Source organism: Streptomyces sp. NPDC033177, from assembly GCF_055577715.1.
Window position 1 is genome coordinate 422,947 of record NZ_JBVIPS010000010.1, and the last position, 17,993, is coordinate 440,939.

Consider the following 17,993-nt stretch of genomic DNA (forward strand, 5'->3'; position numbering starts at 1 on the left):
TCCCCGGTGAGCCTCGGCCTCAGCCCGTGAACTTCACGTCCGTGATGGCCTGCTTGTACCCGGCGCTGCTGTACTCGTCACGCGGTGACTGCGGTACGTCGGTGAGCCAGACCAGTACGTACCGCGTGGCGACCGGCTTCTTCGCCTTGATCTTCGCGCTCTGGCCGGTGGTCGTGACGGACCCGATCTTCTTCATGGAGCTCGGGGGCGTCGAGGAGGACATCGAGTTCGCGGCGTACAGCTCGACCGTCGTGTGGTCGCCGCCGTAGCGCAGCCCGAGTGACGCGGCCGACACGTCCTCTTCCTTGCCGAGGTCGTAGACGATACCGACGCCGGGCTTGTACGGGGCCAGCTGCGGGCCCTCTATGAAGCTCTTGGACCGCCAGTAGGTGGAGGCGTCGCCGTCGTACGTGTTGGGGACGCCCGCGAGATCCTGCGGGCCGCCCTTGAGCACGTACTCCTCGCCGCTCACGATCTTGATCGGATGTGCGGTCTTCGGCTCGCTCTTGTCGCCCTCGTCAGACGTGTCGGCGTTGCCGGGGTCGTCGGAGTTTCCCCGGTCCATCAACGCGTCCGCGAGCTGCCAGCTGCCGAGTCCGAGGGCCGCGATGAGCAGCGCGGACACAGCCCACTTGAGGGCTTTGCCGGTACGGCTCTGCAGCGGGGGCGGCGGGGTCGGGACGACCTGGGTGACACCGGGGCGGGGCGTGGTGCGGCCGTAGGTGCCCTGCTGGTAGGTCGTTCGCTGGTACTCGGGCGGTGCGGTGAAGGCGGGCTCCGGCGGGCGGATGCGCGGCATCTCACCGATCGCCTTCACCAGCTCCTCCGGGGTGGTGCACGGCGGTTCCTGGCGGGAGGCTGTCGCGCCCTCGTTCACGAGCGCGCGCATGGCGAGCTCGGAGAGGCCCCTGTGCACGCCTGCGCGCACCTGGTCGGGGGCGATGAGGCCGACGCCCTTGGGGAGCCCGGAGAGGCCGTACGCGTCGTTCTCGTACGGCCAGCGATGGGTCAGCGAGGCGTACAGGAGCGCGCCGACCGCTTCGGTGTCCGTGCGCTGCGGGGTGTCCGAGCTGATGCCGCGCAGCGCCGCGTTCACGGCGAGGCCGCGAATGCGGTACTGACCGGAGGACGTCCGCAGCACCGCGCTCGGGGTCAGCCGCAGGTGGGCGAGCCCCTCGCGGTGGGCGGCCGCCATGGCTTGGGCGACCTGACTGACGAGTTGATACGCGTCGTGCGCCTCAAGAGGGCCGGCGGCGAGCAGCGCGGTCAGTTCCGTGGCGTCGGGCAGCCACTCATGCACCACGTAGACGAGGTCGTTCTCCTCGACCGCGTCCAGGACATGGACGAAGCGGGGATCGCCGAGCAGCGCCGACGAGCGGGCCGCGGCGAGCACTGATCGTGCCCGCGGATGGTCGGCGGGCAGCAGGTGCACGCCAACAGCCCGGCGGAGCTTCTCGTCCACCGCACGCCAGCTGCTGAAACCGTCCAGACGGGTGACGCATTCTTCGAGTCGGTAGCGTCTGGCGAGCTTGTGGCCACTGTGCAGCTCGGGGGGTGATGCCGCCCCCGCGCCCATGGGCTCACCCATCTCTGCTGCGCCTTCTTCTGCCGTTTCCCGCTCCCGGGTCTGGGCCACCCCGTCGGCCGTGGCCTCGTCCGCCTTCGCGGTCAGCGGCTCATCGCCACTGTTGTCTGCCACGTCGACGGCAGCCGTGCTCCGTTCCGCCACCGTCGTTCCTGCCTCCCCATCCATCGCGCTTCGTCAGACGCCAAAGCCAATTGTGCCCACAGTCCGGCGCTATGCACGACACGCGGTGGCCGGTGATGGTTGTGCGAACCCCTGTATCTCACCGTCCGAGACGGCCGCGGACCATCCCGACCATCGAGTTCAGCTCCGCAATCCGCATCTTTCGGGCGGCCACGAAGAACACCCCACCGAGAATGACCCCACCGACCACCAAAGCGATCAGGGAACCGCCCGCACCGTCGCCCAGAGCCTTGAGGATTCCGTAAGCGGCGGCGCCGCCGAGAATGGCCGCGGGGATGCACGCCATGGCGAGCCGGGCGTACGTACGCAGGACTTGGGTGCCGTCCAGATCGCCGCCGAGGCGGTTGCGCAGCCTGCGCCAGGCGACACCGACGCCGACCGCGTAGGCGAGGCCGTACGAGGCGGCCATGCCGACCACGGCCCACTCCGCGGGCAGGACGACGTAGGCCGCGACGCTCGCCGCCGCGTTGACGGCGGCCACGATGACCGTGTTGTAGAAGGGCGTCCGGGTGTCCTCGTAGGCGTAGAAGCCACGCAGGACGACGTACTGAACCGAGTATGGGATCAGCCCCAGGCCGAACGCCATCAGGACGAAGCCCATGGACTGGGCGGCCTGGCTGCCGCTGGAGGCGAAGAGCAGGGTGCACATCGGGACGCCGAGGGCGACGAACGAGAAGGCGACCGGGACGATCGCCACCGCGGAGGTACGCAACCCCTGCGAGATGTCGTCACGGACCGCGCCGGGGTCGTTGTCATGGGCCGACCGCGAGATGCGGGGCAGCATGGCCGCCATGACGGACACGGTGATGATGGCCTGCGGCATGCCCCAGATCAGCTGGGCGTTGGAGTAGGCCATGATGCCCGAGCCGTCCTTGCCGGAGGCCTTGCCCGCGGCGGTGGCCAGCTGGGTGACGACGAGCACGCCGGCCTGGTTGGCGAGGACGAAGAGCACCGTCCACTTGGCGAGCGTGACCGCCTTGCCGAGGCCGTGGCCCTTCCAGTCGAAGCGCGGCCGGAACCGGAAGCCCGTCTCGCGCAGGTACGGGATCATCGCCAGGGCCTGGACCGCGAGGCCGAGCAGAGTGCCGATGCCGAGGAGACGGACACCGTCCGCCGGGATCGACTCGACCCTCATGCCGGAGTCGCCTGAAGTGCCGTAGACCCAGATGAACAGGCCGAACGTGAAGATCATGACGATGTTGTTGAGGACCGGGGTCCACATCATCGCGCCGAACTTGCCGCGGGCGTTGAGGACCTGCCCCATCACCACGTGGACGCCCATGAAGAAGATGGTGGGCAGGCAGTAGCGGGCGAAGGTGACCGCGACGTTGTTGGCCGCCTCGTCGTTCGCGATGGGGGTCGACATCAGCTTGACCAGCAGTGGCGCCGCGAAGACGGCCAGGGCGACGATGAGGCCGAGGGCGACCATGACGAGGGTCAGCAGGCGGTTGGCGTAGGCCTCGCCGCCGTCCTTGTCGTCCTTCATGGCGCGCACCAGCTGCGGCACGAACACCGAGTTGAGGCCGCCGCCGACGGACAGGATGTAGATCATCGTCGGCAGCGTGTACGCGACCGTCCAGGCGTCACCGAGTGTCGCGGCACCGAGAGCCGCGGTGATCACCATGGTGCGCACGAACCCGGTGAGGCGGGAGACCATCGTGCCCGCAGCCATCACCGCACTCGACTTCAGCAGGCTCGCGGCCCGTCCGCCGCCGCCCGACTTCGGGGCCGGTGCGGGGGCCGGGGGAGCTGCCGGTGCCGGGACCATCGGAGGCTCGGCAGGCTGGTAGCCGCCCTGCTGCTGATAGCCGTCGCCCTGGGGGTAGCCAGGGCTCTGCGGGTAGCCGTTGCCCTGGGGGTAACCGCTGTCCTGTTGGTAACCGTCCTGCTGATAGCCACCGGGCTGCTCGCGGTAGCCGCCGGGCTGCTGGTCCCGGAAGAGGTGGGCGAAGGCGTCCGGCTCGTGGCGTTCCTCGCCGGCCTGGGTGACCAGATCGTCGACGCCCACGAACTGCGTGGTGCGGGCGTCGTCGCCGTACGGGAGGTGCCGGGTCGGGCCTTCGGGTTCGGGGGCCGGGGTCTGCGCCCATACGCGAGGGTCCGGGGCGTGCTGAGGGGAGGGCGGCTGGGCGTAGAGCGGCTGAGCGTCCTGGTAGTAGCCAGGGGGCGGCGGGGGGTGCGCGGCGCGGTCGTACAGCGCCTCGGTCACCGGGTCCTGGGCTGCGAGGTCCTGTGCCCGGTAGGGATCCTGGTCGTAGGCATCCTGGAGGTACACGTCCGGAGCAGGCTGGGGTGGCACCTGCCCGTCCTCGGGAGGACCGGAACCGCCCGCGCCCTGGCCACGGTCACCGTCGTACGGCGCGTTCATGGATTACCCCACCTCATCGTCCCCGGGCCCACCGGCCACGACATCGCTCAACGGTCCACTCTCTCACCCGTGTCCGACGGGTCGGTGCTTTCCGGAGCGGTGTCCGGTGTCGGGTCACTCGGCTGCTCGGGGTCGTCCTCCCCGGGCTCTGTGCCGGACTCACCACCGGGCCCATCTTCCGGCCCGTCTTCCGGGCCCTCCTCCGCCTGCCTCCGGGCGGCCCGCTTGCGCTGCGTGTACATCCGGAATCCGGCGAGGACGAGGAGCAGCACGCCGCCCGCGATGACCAGCATCACCGTGAGGGTGATCTCGGTGACGTTCACATCGAACTGGACCCTCTCGCCGTACGGCTGCCCGTCCTCGGTGTAGAGCTGGGCGTAGACCGGGACCGGGCCGTTGGCATTGGCCGTGGTGGTGAACTTCACCGACTGGGCGTGCCCGCCCGAGACCTTGACCGGCTGCTCCCAATAGGCCTTGCCACCGATCTTCAGGCGGGTGGGGTTCTCCGACGTCAGGCGCAGAACCATGTGGTCGACGCCCTGGACCAGGTTGTTCTGCACTGTCACGGGGATCGTCGCGCTGCGCCCCGAGAGCTTCGCGTCGGACTTGTCGATCAGGGCCACTTGCTCGACGAGCGTGGTCAGGTAGTCCGCCACGCCTTGGCGGAAGGTCGCCGCCTCGGCGGCCCTGCCTCGCCAGGACGTCGACATCTCGCGGTCTATGGCCCGCCCGAAGGGCGTGATGACGCGGTCGGGCTCGCTGAGGATCGTCTGGAAACGGTTGAGCTTGTTCTGGGTGCCCTGGATCGACGTGAAGGCCGACTTCGGCAGCTCCTGCTTGCGCAGCGCCGCCGGATAGGACCTGGCCGACGGAACCTGGGTCGTGGCCGCCGGGTCCGGCTTCGCCTTGGCCGCCGACGAGAGGTCCTGCGGCTCGGACCAGCGCTCTTCCGAGAGAGCCGTCAGGGCCTTGGCCATCGACTGGGCCTGGCTGGCGGACGGCATGCGCTGCGGGGCCACCACGATGTTCCGCTGCTTGTCCGGATCCTGCAGCGTGACCATCAGGCTCTGGGCGAGGAACTGCTGCACGGCGAGCGTGGAGTCCTCGGCCCCCGTCATGTCGCCCTGGAAAGCCGTGGAGAGGCGTGCGTCGGCCACCACGGCTGTCGTGCCGCCGCCGATGGGACGGGCGGCGTTGGGCGTGTACGGCAGCGCGTTGCCCTCACGCAGGCTGTCACTCCGGGCGATCACCGAGTGGGCGCCCGCCGAGGTGGAGACGTCGACGATCGACGGGTCGAGGGCGCCGTCCACGGGCCACGCGAAGTCCGACTGCGGCTTGACGTGGAGGATGGAATCCACGGCCATCGCCCCCGCGTCGGTGGCGTCCTTGAGCTGGCCGAGGGAGCCGGTGACGGTCCTGCCGTTGTGGGCCAGCGAGGCCAGGTCGGGATCGGCGAAGGGCAGCGCGACGACCTTCTTGTCCTTGACGGTCTGCTCGAGCTTGTTGAGCCACTCCTTGGCGAGCGCCTGGTTCTTGCCCGCCGTGGTGCTCTTGCCGTCGGCGGTCTGCACCCGGTAGTTCCGCGTCATGTGGTCGACCGAGGCCAGCAGGTCGGGGTCGACGACCCAGGTCACGTCGAGCTGACGGCCCAGGGAAAGCATCTGCTCCAGGCGCCCGCCAGGAGCGAGCTCCTTGGCCAGGTCGTCGTCAGTGAAGACGGGCGTCTGCTGCTCGTCCGAGCCGGTCTCCGCCGTGAGGTGCGAGGTGGAGATGAGCGGCCACAGGTAGGTCGTCTTGGTCTTGGTGTCGGCGGCGCCCGACTGCCACGGCAGGAAGGTCCGCTCGAAGCCGAGTACCTGGGACCACGGCTGGGCCGTGGTCCGGCCGGTGAGTGCGACGCCCAGCTGGTAGACGCCGTCGGCGCCGAGGTCCAGGGCCTTGACCGGGACGGAGATACTGAAGTCCTGGCGGATTCCGGGGGCGAGCTTGGAGAACTTCTTGACGTACTTGCCGCCCACCTCGGTGCCGTCGGCTCCCGGCCGGTAGCCGGTGCGCTTGGCGGCGGAGTCGATCTGGCTCCGGCCGTTCAGGACCGGCCCCAGGCGCAGCCCGACCTGGGCCCCTGTCACCGGCTGCTTGCTGTCGTTGGTGACGGTCCCGGAGATCGTGAGCGTGTCGCCGTCCGTCGGCGCGGTGGGTGTGAGTTTGTTGAGCGAGACGTCGACGGTGCTCGAACCGGTGGCGTCTGCCGGCGCGCTCGGCGTCACGGCGTGTGCCGTCGGCTCAGCCGACAGCTGCAGCATGCCGGCCAGCAATGGGGCTCCAGCCAGCAACGCTGCCGTACGCCGCAGCCACCGGCGGGCAGGTGAGGGACTGGTCCCCGGGTTGTCTGCCGCCTCGGCCACGCGTTGCCCGTCCTCGTCGTCGTCAGTGGTCGTCGGTTGTGCGTCCACGCATGGTAACGAGGTGCGCTGTGGCGAAGTGCCGCGGACTGCTCCACATGATCGGAAGACCTGGCCGGAGAGGGGCGCGCGGCTCTGGAGGCCCCGCTGAAAACGGGGCGGCTGGGGGCGTCCGGGGCACGTACCCTTTTCTGTTGTGCCGAACGCCAATGAAGAAAATTCCAGCGCACTGAGCCAGGTGCAGCGCCGCGCGGTCAGTGAACTGCTGCGTGTGTCCCCTGTCGCGGACGACCTTGCCCGCCGTTTCCAGGAGGCCGGGTTCTCTCTCGCCCTGGTCGGTGGGTCCGTCAGAGACGCGCTCCTTGGCCGGCTCGGCAATGACCTGGACTTCACGACAGATGCCCGCCCCGAGGACGTACTGAAGATCGTCAGGCCGTGGGCGGACTCGGTCTGGGAGGTCGGGATCGCCTTCGGCACGGTCGGGAGCCAGAAGGACGCCCGCGTCGGAGACGCTGATCAGCGCTTTCAGATCGAAGTCACGACATATCGGTCCGAGGCCTACGACAGGACCTCGCGCAAGCCCGAGGTGTCGTACGGCGACTCCATCGAGGAAGACCTCGTCCGTCGTGACTTCACCGTCAACGCGATGGCCGTCGCTCTGCCGGAGAAAGAGTTCATCGACCCGCACGGAGGCCTGGAAGACCTGGCGGAGCGTGTCCTGCGCACCCCCGGTACCCCGGAGGACTCCTTCTCCGACGACCCACTGCGGATGATGCGTGCCGCCCGGTTTGCCGCGCAGCTCGACTTCGAGGTGGCTCCGGAAGTCGTCGCCGCGATGAAGGCGATGGCCGAGCGCATCGACATCGTCTCCGCGGAGCGCGTCCGTGACGAATTGAACAAGCTGATCCTCTCGCCGTACCCGGCGAAGGGGCTGGCTCTACTTGTCGACACAGGCATCGCCGACCGTGTGCTGCCGGAGCTTCCGGCGCTGCGCCTGGAGAGTGACGAGCACCACCGTCACAAGGACGTCTACGACCACTCGCTGATCGTCCTCGAGCAGGCGATGGCGCTGGAGGAGGACGGCCCGGACCTGACGCTGCGGATCGCGGCGCTGCTGCACGACATCGGGAAGCCGCGGACGCGGCGCTTCGAGGACGACGGCCGGGTCTCCTTCCACCACCACGAGGTGGTGGGCGCCAAGATGACCAAGAAGCGGATGACAGAGCTCAAGTACTCCAACGAGCTCGTGAAGGACGTCTCGCGCCTGGTGGAGTTGCACCTGCGCTTTCACGGCTACGGAACGGGCGAGTGGACGGACTCCGCCGTACGTCGCTACGTACGCGACGCGGGCCCCCTCCTCGACCGGCTGCACAAGCTGACCCGGTCCGACTGCACGACGCGCAACAAGCGAAAGGCCAACGCACTGTCGCGCGCGTACGACGGCCTTGAGGAGCGCATCGCGCGGCTTCAGGAGCAGGAGGAGCTGGACTCGATCCGCCCGGACCTCGACGGCAACGAGATCATGGAGATCCTGGACGTGCGGCCGGGCCCGGCGATCGGCCAGGCCTACAAGTTCCTGCTGGAGCTGCGGCTGGAGAACGGGCCGATGGAGCGCGACGCGGCGATCGCGGCGCTCAAGGAGTGGTGGGCCGCGCAGGAGTGAGATGGGGCAGGGTGCGATGTTTCACGTGAAACATCGCACCGGATCCGGACATGCGAAGGGGCACTGTTTCACGTGAAACAGTGCCCCCTCGCGTATGCCGCTACTTGTTCTTCAGGCAGAGCACCACGTCGTGGCCGCTACCGGTCTGGTAGTAGGAGACCTCGGTCCCCTTGACCGCTTCGCACTTGCTGACGCTGCTCGTGTCGTCGAACTTCTCGATGACCTCGAACTCGGCGTCGCTCGAGGAGCAGTCGGTGTCCTTGAGGTCCGGCGCGGACTGCGTGCCCTTGTTGTGCAGGCAGTCACCGACGGCCGTGGTCTCGGCGTCGCTCTTGCCCAGGACGAACTTGCCGACAGCGATGAGGATGGCGACGACTATGAAGCCGCCGATCCGAAGCATGAGCTTCTTGCCGCGACCCCCGCTCGGAGCGGCCGGAGGAGGAACCGGCGCCCCCTGGTTGTACGGCGGGTAAGGCTGCTGCGGCACGGGCGCGGTGGGCAGGCCGGGCTGGCCCGGCTGCCCGGGATGCGGCTGCACGCCCTGGCTGTACGGATTCTGGCCCTGGGGCGGAGTGGTCACTTGGGGGTCCCCCTCGAACGGAAGCGCGATGGCGCGGATACGACGTCCGTAAGTTATAGGGACGCAGTGACATCTCTGAAGTCGAGAGGTGCTCTGTGTCACTGATGTAACACTTACTATGCGTCAAATCTGGCCATAGCGGCAGCAATCGCTGCGTAGATAACGGCCACCGTGACCACCAGGGGGACCGATCGTCCGTCAGGCGGCAGCATCAGTGCGGCCACTCCCGCCGCACCGACGAAAGCGACGTTGAACAGGACGTCGTAGACCGAGAAGATCCGGCCACGGAAGTTGTCGTCCACCGCCGACTGCACCACCGTGTCCGTGGCGATCTTCGCTCCCTGCGTCGTCAAGCCAAGCAGGAACGCGGCGACGAGCAGCGGGGCCGGGGTGAAGGGGAGGGCGAGCGCCGGTACCAGGATCGCCGCGGTGCCCGCGCAGGTGACGATCCAGCCGCCGGCCGTCAGGCGGCTCACCGCCCAGGGCGTCAGTACCGCCGCGGCGAAGAAGCCCGCCCCCGAGATGCCCACGGCGAGCCCGAGCAGGGCAAGACCGTCGGACTCCGAGGACGACCAGGCGTAACGGCAGAGCATCAGGACCATGACCGTCAGGGCGCCGTAGCAGAACCGCATGAACGTCATCGCGAGCAGCGCGCGGGCGGCCGGGCGCCTCTGCGACAGATGCCTCACCCCGGCCATCAGGTCCCGCGCCGTACCGGAGAGCGCCGCGACGAGGCGAGGCTGCACCACTTCCGGGTCCGGGCCAAGAAGCTCACGCGCCATCCGGAGTGAAGCGAGCGCCGCGCAGAGATACAGGGTGGCCCCGAGCAGGACGACCGCCGCGTCCGAATCAGGGCCCACCAGGCGCACGACGAACGCGAGACCACCGCCCACAGTGGCGGCCAGCGTTCCCGCGGTCGGTGAGAGGGAGTTGGCCATCACCAGGCGCTCGGCGTCGACCACACGCGGCAGCGCCGCCGAGAGCCCGGCGAGGACGAAACGGTTGACGGCCGTGACACAGAGCGCGGAGGCGAAGAACAGCCAGTCCGGCACGCCGCTCAGCATCAGCACCGCGGTCACCGAGGCGAGAGCGGTCCGCAGCAGGTTGCCGTACAGAAAAACCTGACGGCGTGGCCAGCGGTCGAGGAGTACGCCGGCGAAGGGGCCGATCAGTGAGTACGGAAGGAGCAGCACCGCCATCGCGGAGGCGATCGCGCCCGGTGAGGTCTGCTTCTCCGGCGAGAAGACGACGTACGTGGCGAGGGCCACCTGATAGACGCCGTCCGCGCCCTGGGAGAGCAGCCGCACGGCGAGCAACCGCCGGAAGCCCCGCAGGCGCAGCAGTACGCGCAGGTCACCGACGACAGCCATGATCCCCAGCCTCACATACGAGGAGGGCCCCCGGGCGGATTGCCCGGGGACCCTCAACAGCCGTTCAAGGGGCGAGCTTCAGCGCTCGACCTCGCCCTTGATGAACTTCTCGACGTTCTCGTAGGCCTCGTCGTCGAAGTACTGCACCGGCGGGGACTTCATGAAGTACGAGGACGCGGAGAGGATCGGGCCGCCGATGCCGCGGTCCTTGGCGATCTTCGCGGCGCGCAGGGCGTCGATGATGACACCGGCCGAGTTCGGGGAGTCCCAGACCTCGAGCTTGTACTCCAGGTTCAGCGGGACGTCACCGAAGGCGCGACCCTCGAGGCGGACGTACGCCCACTTGCGGTCGTCGAGCCACGCCACGTAGTCCGAAGGACCGATGTGGACGTTGTTCTCGCCCAGCTCACGGTCACGGATCTGCGAGGTGACGGCCTGCGTCTTCGAGATCTTCTTCGACTCGAGGCGGTCGCGCTCCAACATGTTCTTGAAGTCCATGTTGCCGCCGACGTTGAGCTGCATGGTGCGCTCGAGACGGACACCGCGGTCCTCGAACAGCTTCGCCATCACGCGGTGCGTGATGGTGGCGCCGACCTGGGACTTGATGTCGTCGCCGACGATCGGGACGCCCGCCTCGGTGAACTTGTCGGCCCACTCCTTGGTGCCGGCGATGAAGACCGGGAGGGCGTTGACGAAGGCGACCTTGGCGTCGATGGCGCACTGCGCGTAGAACTTCGCGGCGTCCTCGGAACCCACCGGCAGGTAGCAGACGAGAACGTCGACCTGCTTGTCCTTGAGGATCTGGACGACGTCGACGGGGGCCTCGGCGGACTCCTCGATGGTCTGGCGGTAGTACTTGCCCAGGCCGTCGTGGGTGTGGCCGCGCTGGACCGTGACGCCCGCGCTCGGCACGTCGCAGATCTTGATGGTGTTGTTCTCGCTGGCGCCGATGGCGTCCGAGAGGTCGAGCCCGACCTTCTTGGCGTCGACGTCAAAGGCGGCGACGAACTCGACATCGCCGACGTGGTATTCGCCGAACTGGACGTGCATCAGGCCCGGGACCTTGGCGTCCGGGTCTGCGTCCTTGTAGTACTCGACGCCCTGGACCAGCGAGGCGGCGCAGTTGCCCACGCCGACGATGGCTACGCGAACCGAACCCATTCCGGTTGCTCCCTGTGTGATCTGTGTATTCCGGATGAGACCCCGCGGACCGCGGGACCTCACTTGGCGGTGTCATCGGACGGATCCGGCGGCGGGTTCGTGTCCCGCCGCCGGGGCAGGCCGCCCGACTCCCCAGATGTGCTGTCGTGCTGAGCGGAGCCGTCCGGGGCGGGCCGTTGCTGGTCCCGTCCCGCGCGCTCGCTCTCGATGAGCTCGTTCAGCCAGCGCACTTCGCGCTCCACGGACTCCATTCCGTGCCGCTGCAGCTCAAGCGTGTAGTCGTCCAGGCGCTCCCGGGTACGGGCCAGGGAGGCGCGCATCTTCTCCAGACGTTCCTCGAGGCGGCTGCGACGCCCCTCGAGCACCCGCATGCGTACGTCCCGCGAGGTCTGCCCGAAGAAGGCGAAGCGGGCGGCGAAGTGTTCGTCCTCGTACGCGTCGGGGCCGGTCTGGGAGAGCAGCTCCTCGAAGTGCTCCTTACCTTCCGCCGTCAGCCGATAGACGATCTTGGCGCGGCGCCCGGAGAGAGGCGCCGCGAGGGTCTCCTCGGGGGTGCCACCCGTTTCCTCGATCAACCAGCCGTTGGCGACCAGCGTCTTGAGGCAGGGGTAAAGCGTCCCGTAGCTGAAGGCGCGGAACACTCCCAGCGAAGTATTGAGCCGTTTACGCAGCTCATAGCCGTGCATCGGGGACTCGCGCAGCAGGCCGAGGACGGCGAACTCGAGGATGCCGGAGCGTCTGCTCATCTTCGCCTCCCGTCTGTCAGCGTCTGTCGACACGGTCTTTATGCCGAGCTGATGTATCGACTCGATACATCGAGACGATAGAACGGCCCGCCTGTTGAGACAAGAGGGGAATCGGTGAACGGCGTCACATCACCGATTCGTAGGAAGTAACTTGCCTGATTTGGGGTGAACTTCTGCGCTAAGAGGGTTTTGACGGTGCGTAGTCTGTGCGCCATGCAGACCGCCGGGAACCAAGTGACGCGTGAGGGCGTCGTTGACCCTGGTGTAGTGCGGATGAGCGCCGGCAGCGGCGCATCCGTACTTCGGGGGGACCGGAAACCAGCCGCCGTTTCCAGGCGCGGATACCTGCGCCTGCCCGAGGAGTAATCGTTCGATGAGCGAGCACCGTCGCAAACCGCCGCAGCCGCAGGGCGGCGGACGCGCCGCGGCCAGACGCGCCGCCCCAGGCGCGTCGTCGGGTCGCCGCGCGGCACCGCGTGGCGCCACTGGATCGCCCACTTCCTCAACCGGCTCGCACGGAGCAGGAGCCCCTGACGACGGGGACCGTTCCTACGGCGGCCGTGCCGAGGCCCGCCGTGCCGCACAGCGCAGTGGCGCTGTCGGCGCGGGTGGAGGCCGCCGCAGAGCGGCCGACGGAGCCGGCTCCGGGCGCGGAGGCGCCGGAGGTGGCGGGCGCCGCGGTGGGGGTGGCCCGAATGGGCCCGGCCGAGGCCGAGGTCGTGGCGGACATGAGCCCGGCAAGAAGCGGTTGATCAACTACCCGCGTTCGGACAAGGACGGACTGCGCCGCTGGGTTCCGTCCTGGCGTCTTGTCACCGGCCTGTTCGTCGGGTTTCTCGGTGGCCTGATGGCGGTCACCGGGATCGCGTACGCCTTGGTGGAGGTGCCGAAGGTCGACGAAGCGGCCAAGGCGCAGAACAACGTCTACTACTGGGCCAACGGCAAGCAGATGGTCGCGACCGGCGGTGAGACGAACCGGCAGATCATCGACTACGACAAGATCCCCGAAGCGATGCGCACCGCCGTCATCTCGGCCGAGAACAAGACGTTCGAGGACGACAAGGGCGTCGACCCCATGGGTATCGCGCGGGCCGTGGTCAACATGGCCAAGGGCGGAGAGACCCAAGGTGGCTCGACCATCACCCAGCAGTACGTGAAGAACGCGCGCCTGGGCGACCAGTCGCAGACGTTCACGCGTAAGTTCAAAGAGCTCTTCATCTCCATAAAGGTGGGCCGGACGGAGTCCAAGGAGAACATCATGGCGGGGTATCTCAACACCGCCTACTACGGTCGCGGGGCCTACGGCATCCAGGCAGCTGCACGCGCCTACTTCGATAAGGACGCCTCCAGGCTGAACCCCAGCCAGTGCGCGTTCCTGGCGACGGTCCTGAAGGGCGCCACGTACTACGACCCGGCCGGCTCCCCCGAGGTCGATCCCGCCGCCACGGCGCAAGCCAACCGCGCTCGTGCCACAAAGCGGTGGCGCTGGATTCTTGACGAAGAGGTCAAGGACGGGCACCTGACCGCCGAGGTCCGGAACAAGTACAAGGACTTCCCGGAGCTGCAGAACCCGCGCTCCAACGGAAAACTGGGCGGACAGGTCGGCTATCTGGTCGACCTGGCCAAGGCATACGTGATCAACAACAGCAAGGGCGAGATCACGGCCAACGACCTTCAGCAGGGCGGCTACGAGATCCACACGACCTTCGACAAGTCGAAGGTCGACAAGCTCGAGAAGTCCGTGGAGAAGGTCCGCAAGGCGAAGATCAAGCCCAAGCAGCGGCCGGACAAGGACACCCACGTCCAGTTCGGTGGCGCGTCCGTGAATCCCGAGGACGGGGCGATCGAAGCCATCTACGGCGGTGAGGACGCGACCAAGCACTTCACCAACAACGCGGACCAGACCGGTGCGCAGGTCGGCTCGACGTTCAAGCCCTTCGTGCTGGCAGCGGCGTTCAAGGACGGAACGCGCGACCCGGACGGGACGGCGGATCAGGGCGAGGAACAGCGCACCATCGTCAACCCCAAGAGCCTCTACAGCGGCAAGAACCAGCTCAAGATCCAGAACTTCGATGGCACCGTCTGGAAGGACCGGGAAGGCAAGGAGTGGCTGCAGACCAACGACGGTGACGCGTCGTACAACGCGCCCACCTACCAGATCGACCTCCGCGAGGCGATGCGGGAGTCGGTGAACTCGGCCTATGTGCAGCTGGGCATGGATGTCGGTCTGGACAAGGTGAAGGACGCGGCCATCGCCTCCGGCATCAAGGAGAACAGCCTGGCCAGCGCCAACTACCCGTCCTTCTCTCTCGGCACGTCCTCCCCGAGTGCGATCCGGATGGCCGGCGCCTACTCCACCTTCGCGGCGAGCGGTAAGCAGAACGACCCGTACTCGGTGAAGGAAGTCGAGTACAAGGGCAACACTGTCTACCAGCACGATGCAGAGCCCAAGCGAGCCTTCGACGATGAGGTCGCCGACAACGTCACTGACGTGCTCAGGACCGTTGTCGACAAGGGCACGGGCAGCGCGGCCCAGCTGAGCGGTCGCCAGGTGGCGGGCAAGACCGGTACGACCGACGGCAACAAGTCCGCCTGGTTCGTCGGGTACACCCCGCAGCTGTCGACCGCGATCAGCATGTACCGCCTCGACGATGACGAGGGGAACAAGAAGCGCGAGTTCCTGGAGATGTTCGGTACGGGTGGCGAGGAGAAGATCCACGGTGCCTCGTTCCCCGCGCAGATCTGGAAGAGCTACATGGAGCAGGCCCTGAAGGGCGAACGCGTAGAGAACTTCCCGGTCCCGGCACCGATCGGTGAAGTCGTCGGCGAGACTCCGCCCCCGGCCCCAAGCCCGACCCCCTCGAAGACCGAGGAGCCGGAGAAGAGCCCCTCGCCGACGCCCTCGGAAACCAGCCCGTCTCCGACCCCGTCGGACAGCCCTGATCCCGATGAGTCCTGTGCGGACTGGGACTGGCAGTGCAACAACAACGGCGGTACGTCGGAAGGCGGGGACGCCGAGGGCAGCACTGGCGGGGAGTCGCCACCGGCCACGGAAGAACCGACAGGCGGCGGAGGCAACAACGGGAGCGGCAACGGAGGCTGGCTAGGGGGCCCGGGAGGCTGACCGAACCCCGTGTGCATGTTTCACGTGAACGCACTGTTTCACGTGAAACATGCACCACTGAGCGCTGAAGAGGGCAGCCACACCGCACCGGTGTGGCGGCCCTCTCCGTGTTCCCAGGTGCATACGGCAGGATGTGCGGCATGCCCAGTGCAGAGACGACGCGCACGAGCGTGCACAAGACCACTAGTGCACAACAGTCGGAGCCGGTACGGCCGACCCGGGAGGATGAGGTCGCAGCGGCCGGCAGCGAGCTGATCGGCGGACCCATCGGCCGCAGAGTGCTGTACGCGGCGACATGGTGGACTCCCGTACGCGTCATCGCGCTCGTGGCCATCGGGATGTTCGCGCTCGGCATGGTGCAGAAGATGCCCTGTTACGACGGTGCCTGGTTCCAGGGTGCGAGTTCGCAGTACACGCACGCCTGCTACTCCGACATCCCGCACCTCTATCAGGGGCGCGGATTCGCCGACGGGCTTGTCCCCTACTTCGACAAGCTGCCCGGAGACATGGAGTACCTCGAGTACCCGGTGCTGACCGGCGTGTTCATGGAGGTGGCCTCCTGGCTGACCCCGGGCAGCGGCAGCATCCAGCACCAGGAGAAGTTCTACTGGATGGTCAACGCCGGGATGCTGATGGCCTGTACGGCGGTCATCGCAGTCTGTGTCGCCCGCACCCACAGGCGTCGCCCGTGGGACGGCCTGATGGTCGCTCTGGCGCCCGCGTTCGCGTTGACGGCCACCATCAACTGGGACCTGTTCGCCGTCGCTCTCACGGCCGCCGCGATGTTGATGTGGGCGCGGGGCGGGGTGCTCTCCGCGGGCGTCCTGCTGGGCCTGGCGACCGCTGCGAAGCTCTACCCGGCTCTGCTCCTGGGGCCTCTGCTCATCCTGTGCTGGCGAGCGGGGCGCTGGCGGGCCTTCTGGATGACGGCCGGGGCCGCAGTCGGTGCCTGGCTCGTGGTGAACCTGCCTGTGATGATCACCCACGACGCTACGGGCTTCCACATTCGCGAGGGCTGGGCGAAGTTCTACACCTTCAGCCAGGAGCGGGGCGTCGACTTCGGATCGTTCTGGCTGATCCTCTCGCAGCGTATGGACGACCCGCTGTCCACGGACACGGTCAACACCCTGGCGACGGCGCTGATGCTCCTCGCCTGCCTCGGGGTCGGCGCGCTGGGCCTGACCGCGCCGCGCCGCCCGCGCTTCGCGCAGCTTGCCTTCCTGGTCGTCGCCGCGTTCATCCTCACCAACAAGGTCTACTCGCCGCAGTACGTACTGTGGCTGATCCCCCTCGCGGCGCTGGCCCGCCCGCGGTGGCGTGACTTCTTGATCTGGCAGGCGTGTGAGGTGGCGTACTTCCTGGGGATCTGGCTGTACCTCGCGTATACGACAAGTGGAGACGCGCATAAGGGCCTGCCGACCGAGGGCTATCAATTCGCCATCGTGGTGCACCTGCTGGGGACGCTGTACCTGTGTGCCGTGATCGTGCGCGACATCCTGATGCCGGAGAGGGACCCGGTGCGGCGGTCCGGCGACGACGACCCCTCAGGGGGCGTCCTGGACGGTGCGCCGGACGTCTTCGTCCTCGGCCAGTCGGCCCACTCGCCGGGGCATAGGGTGCACCTCTCCGAGGGGCCTCAGGTGCGGTGGGGGTCGGCCCCGACCGACGTTTCACCCTGAGCGAACAGGCCGCAGAGGTGGCCGGGAATGACTGAAGGGCCGGGAGCGACCATCGTGCTCCCGGCCCTTCAGTTTGTGGTCGGTCCGCCTGTGATCAGCGGTCGACGATGCGGTCGAACTGCGTGGTGGTGTGCCGCAGATGGGCCACCAGCTCCTCGCCCACCTTCGGCTCGGGCGCGTCCGAGGGCACGAAGAGGATGGAGACCTGCATGTGCGGTGGCTCCGCGAACCAGCGCTGCTTGCCGCCCCACACGAACGGCGAGAGGTTGCGGTTGACGGTCGCGAGGCCCGCGCGGGCCACGCCCTTCGCCCGCGGCACCATGCCGTGCAGCGCCTTCGGCGCCTCCAGGCCGACGCCGTGCGAGGTGCCGCCCGCGACGACGACCAGCCAGCCGTCGGACGCGACCTTCTGCTGGCGGTAGCCGAAGCGGTCGCCCTTGGTCACCTGCGTGACGTCCAGGACGGCGCCGCGGTACTGGGTGGCCTCGTGGTCACCCAGCCACAGATGCGTGCCGATGCGGGCGCGGAAGCGCGTCTGCGGGAACTGCTGCTGCAGGCGGGCGAGTTCGTTGGCCTTGAGGTGGCTGACGAACATCGTGTGCAGCGGAAGACGGGCGGCACGCAGCCGATCCATCCAGCCGATGACCTCCTCGACGGCGTCCGAGCCGTCGGTGCGGTCCAGCGGCAGGTGGATCGCGAAGCCCTCGAGCCGTACGTCCTCGATGGCCGCGTGCAACTGTGAGAGCTCCTGCTCGCTCACGCCGTGCCGCTTCATCGAGGACATGACCTCGATGACGACGCGGGCGCCCACGAGGCCGTGTACGCCGTCCAGGGACGACACGGAGCGGATGACGCGGTCGGGCAGTGGCACGGGCTCCTCGCCCCGCCGGAACGGGGTCAGGACCAGCAGATCGCCGCTGAACCAGTCCTTGATCCGGGCGGCTTCGTACGTGGTGCCGACGGCGAGGACGTCGGAGCCGAAGCGGGTCGCTTCTTCCGCGAGGCGCTCATGACCGAAGCCGTAGCCGTTGCCCTTGCAGACCGGGACGATTCCCGGGAACTGCTCCAGCACGTGCTTGTGGTGTGCCCGCCAGCGCGCGGTGTCGACATAGAGCGTGAGCGCCATGGCCGG

At 68.1% G+C, this 17,993-nt stretch carries 12 protein-coding genes; 3 read left to right on the forward strand and 9 right to left on the reverse strand.

Annotated elements, in window-relative coordinates; translation table 11 throughout:
* Positions 1-19 precede the first annotated feature (19 nt).
* The 3 genes from ACZ5U5_RS32715 to ACZ5U5_RS32725 all read right to left on the reverse strand — a co-directional run bounded on the left by ACZ5U5_RS32715 (position 20) and on the right by ACZ5U5_RS32725 (position 6,541).
* The gene (locus ACZ5U5_RS32715) at positions 20-1,729 is read right to left on the reverse strand and encodes a protein kinase family protein (protein WP_469028898.1); all 1,710 of its coding nucleotides are present in this window, start codon (positions 1,727-1,729) and stop codon (positions 20-22) included.
* A 118-nt stretch (positions 1,730-1,847) separates the two neighbouring features.
* Positions 1,848-4,136, reverse strand: a complete 2,289-nt coding sequence (gene murJ, locus ACZ5U5_RS32720; RefSeq protein ID WP_469028901.1) for a murein biosynthesis integral membrane protein MurJ — start codon at positions 4,134-4,136, stop codon at positions 1,848-1,850.
* 47 nt (positions 4,137-4,183) lie between these two features.
* Entirely contained in the window at positions 4,184-6,541 is a 2,358-nt protein-coding gene (locus ACZ5U5_RS32725; RefSeq protein WP_469028971.1) for a DUF6049 family protein, read from the reverse strand.
* A 193-nt stretch (positions 6,542-6,734) separates the two neighbouring features.
* Here ACZ5U5_RS32725 and ACZ5U5_RS32730 point away from each other — a divergent pair, with 193 nt between their 5' ends.
* Positions 6,735-8,201, forward strand: coding sequence for a CCA tRNA nucleotidyltransferase (locus ACZ5U5_RS32730; protein ID WP_469028904.1), 1,467 nt, complete (start codon positions 6,735-6,737; stop codon positions 8,199-8,201).
* A 100-nt stretch (positions 8,202-8,301) separates the two neighbouring features.
* Here the strand turns inward: ACZ5U5_RS32730 and ACZ5U5_RS32735 are convergent, their stop codons facing one another.
* The 5 genes from ACZ5U5_RS32735 to ACZ5U5_RS32755 all read right to left on the reverse strand — a co-directional run bounded on the left by ACZ5U5_RS32735 (position 8,302) and on the right by ACZ5U5_RS32755 (position 12,788).
* Entirely contained in the window at positions 8,302-8,781 is a 480-nt protein-coding gene (locus ACZ5U5_RS32735; protein WP_469028906.1) for an LppU/SCO3897 family protein, read from the reverse strand.
* Positions 8,782-8,897: 116 nt separating this feature from the next.
* A complete protein-coding gene (locus ACZ5U5_RS32740; RefSeq protein ID WP_469028909.1) occupies positions 8,898-10,151 on the reverse strand; it encodes an MFS transporter in 1,254 nt (417 codons plus the stop codon).
* A gap of 78 nt (positions 10,152-10,229) precedes the next feature.
* Complete coding sequence (locus tag ACZ5U5_RS32745) at positions 10,230-11,312, reverse strand: inositol-3-phosphate synthase (RefSeq protein WP_469028911.1); 1,083 nt, start codon at positions 11,310-11,312, stop codon at positions 10,230-10,232.
* A gap of 59 nt (positions 11,313-11,371) precedes the next feature.
* Positions 11,372-12,058: a PadR family transcriptional regulator gene (locus ACZ5U5_RS32750; protein WP_469028913.1), complete on the reverse strand. Its 687-nt coding sequence runs from the start codon at positions 12,056-12,058 to the stop codon at positions 11,372-11,374.
* 502 nt (positions 12,059-12,560) lie between these two features.
* The gene (locus ACZ5U5_RS32755) at positions 12,561-12,788 is read right to left on the reverse strand and encodes a hypothetical protein (RefSeq protein WP_469028916.1); all 228 of its coding nucleotides are present in this window, start codon (positions 12,786-12,788) and stop codon (positions 12,561-12,563) included.
* 18 nt (positions 12,789-12,806) lie between these two features.
* On the opposite strand from ACZ5U5_RS32755, the gene ACZ5U5_RS32760 reads away from it, so the two are divergent.
* Both ACZ5U5_RS32760 and ACZ5U5_RS32765 read left to right on the forward strand, forming a co-directional pair.
* Positions 12,807-15,182, forward strand: a complete 2,376-nt coding sequence (locus tag ACZ5U5_RS32760) for a transglycosylase domain-containing protein (RefSeq protein WP_469028918.1) — start codon at positions 12,807-12,809, stop codon at positions 15,180-15,182.
* A 131-nt stretch (positions 15,183-15,313) separates the two neighbouring features.
* On the forward strand, positions 15,314-16,861 hold the full coding sequence (locus ACZ5U5_RS32765) for a glycosyltransferase family 87 protein (protein WP_469028921.1): 1,548 nt from the start codon (positions 15,314-15,316) through the stop codon (positions 16,859-16,861).
* A 94-nt stretch (positions 16,862-16,955) separates the two neighbouring features.
* Here the strand turns inward: ACZ5U5_RS32765 and ACZ5U5_RS32770 are convergent, their stop codons facing one another.
* On the reverse strand, positions 16,956-17,987 hold the full coding sequence (locus ACZ5U5_RS32770; RefSeq protein WP_363210315.1) for an alanine racemase: 1,032 nt from the start codon (positions 17,985-17,987) through the stop codon (positions 16,956-16,958).
* Positions 17,988-17,993: the final 6 nt, after the last annotated feature.

What these genes read in the sequence shown, in the direction of transcription:
- murJ (WP_469028901.1), bottom strand. Translation starts at nt 4,136, where the DNA reads ATGAACGCGCCGTACGACGGTGACCGTGGCCAGGGCGCGGGCGGTTCC.
- ACZ5U5_RS32740 (WP_469028909.1), bottom strand. Translation starts at nt 10,151, where the DNA reads ATGGCTGTCGTCGGTGACCTGCGCGTACTGCTGCGCCTGCGGGGCTTC.
- ACZ5U5_RS32770 (WP_363210315.1), bottom strand. Translation starts at nt 17,987, where the DNA reads ATGGCGCTCACGCTCTATGTCGACACCGCGCGCTGGCGGGCACACCAC.
- ACZ5U5_RS32765 (WP_469028921.1), top strand. Translation starts at nt 15,314, where the DNA reads ATGTGCGGCATGCCCAGTGCAGAGACGACGCGCACGAGCGTGCACAAG.
- ACZ5U5_RS32745 (WP_469028911.1), bottom strand. Translation starts at nt 11,312, where the DNA reads ATGGGTTCGGTTCGCGTAGCCATCGTCGGCGTGGGCAACTGCGCCGCC.
- ACZ5U5_RS32750 (WP_469028913.1), bottom strand. Translation starts at nt 12,058, where the DNA reads ATGAGCAGACGCTCCGGCATCCTCGAGTTCGCCGTCCTCGGCCTGCTG.
- ACZ5U5_RS32755 (WP_469028916.1), bottom strand. Translation starts at nt 12,788, where the DNA reads ATGTCCGCCACGACCTCGGCCTCGGCCGGGCCCATTCGGGCCACCCCC.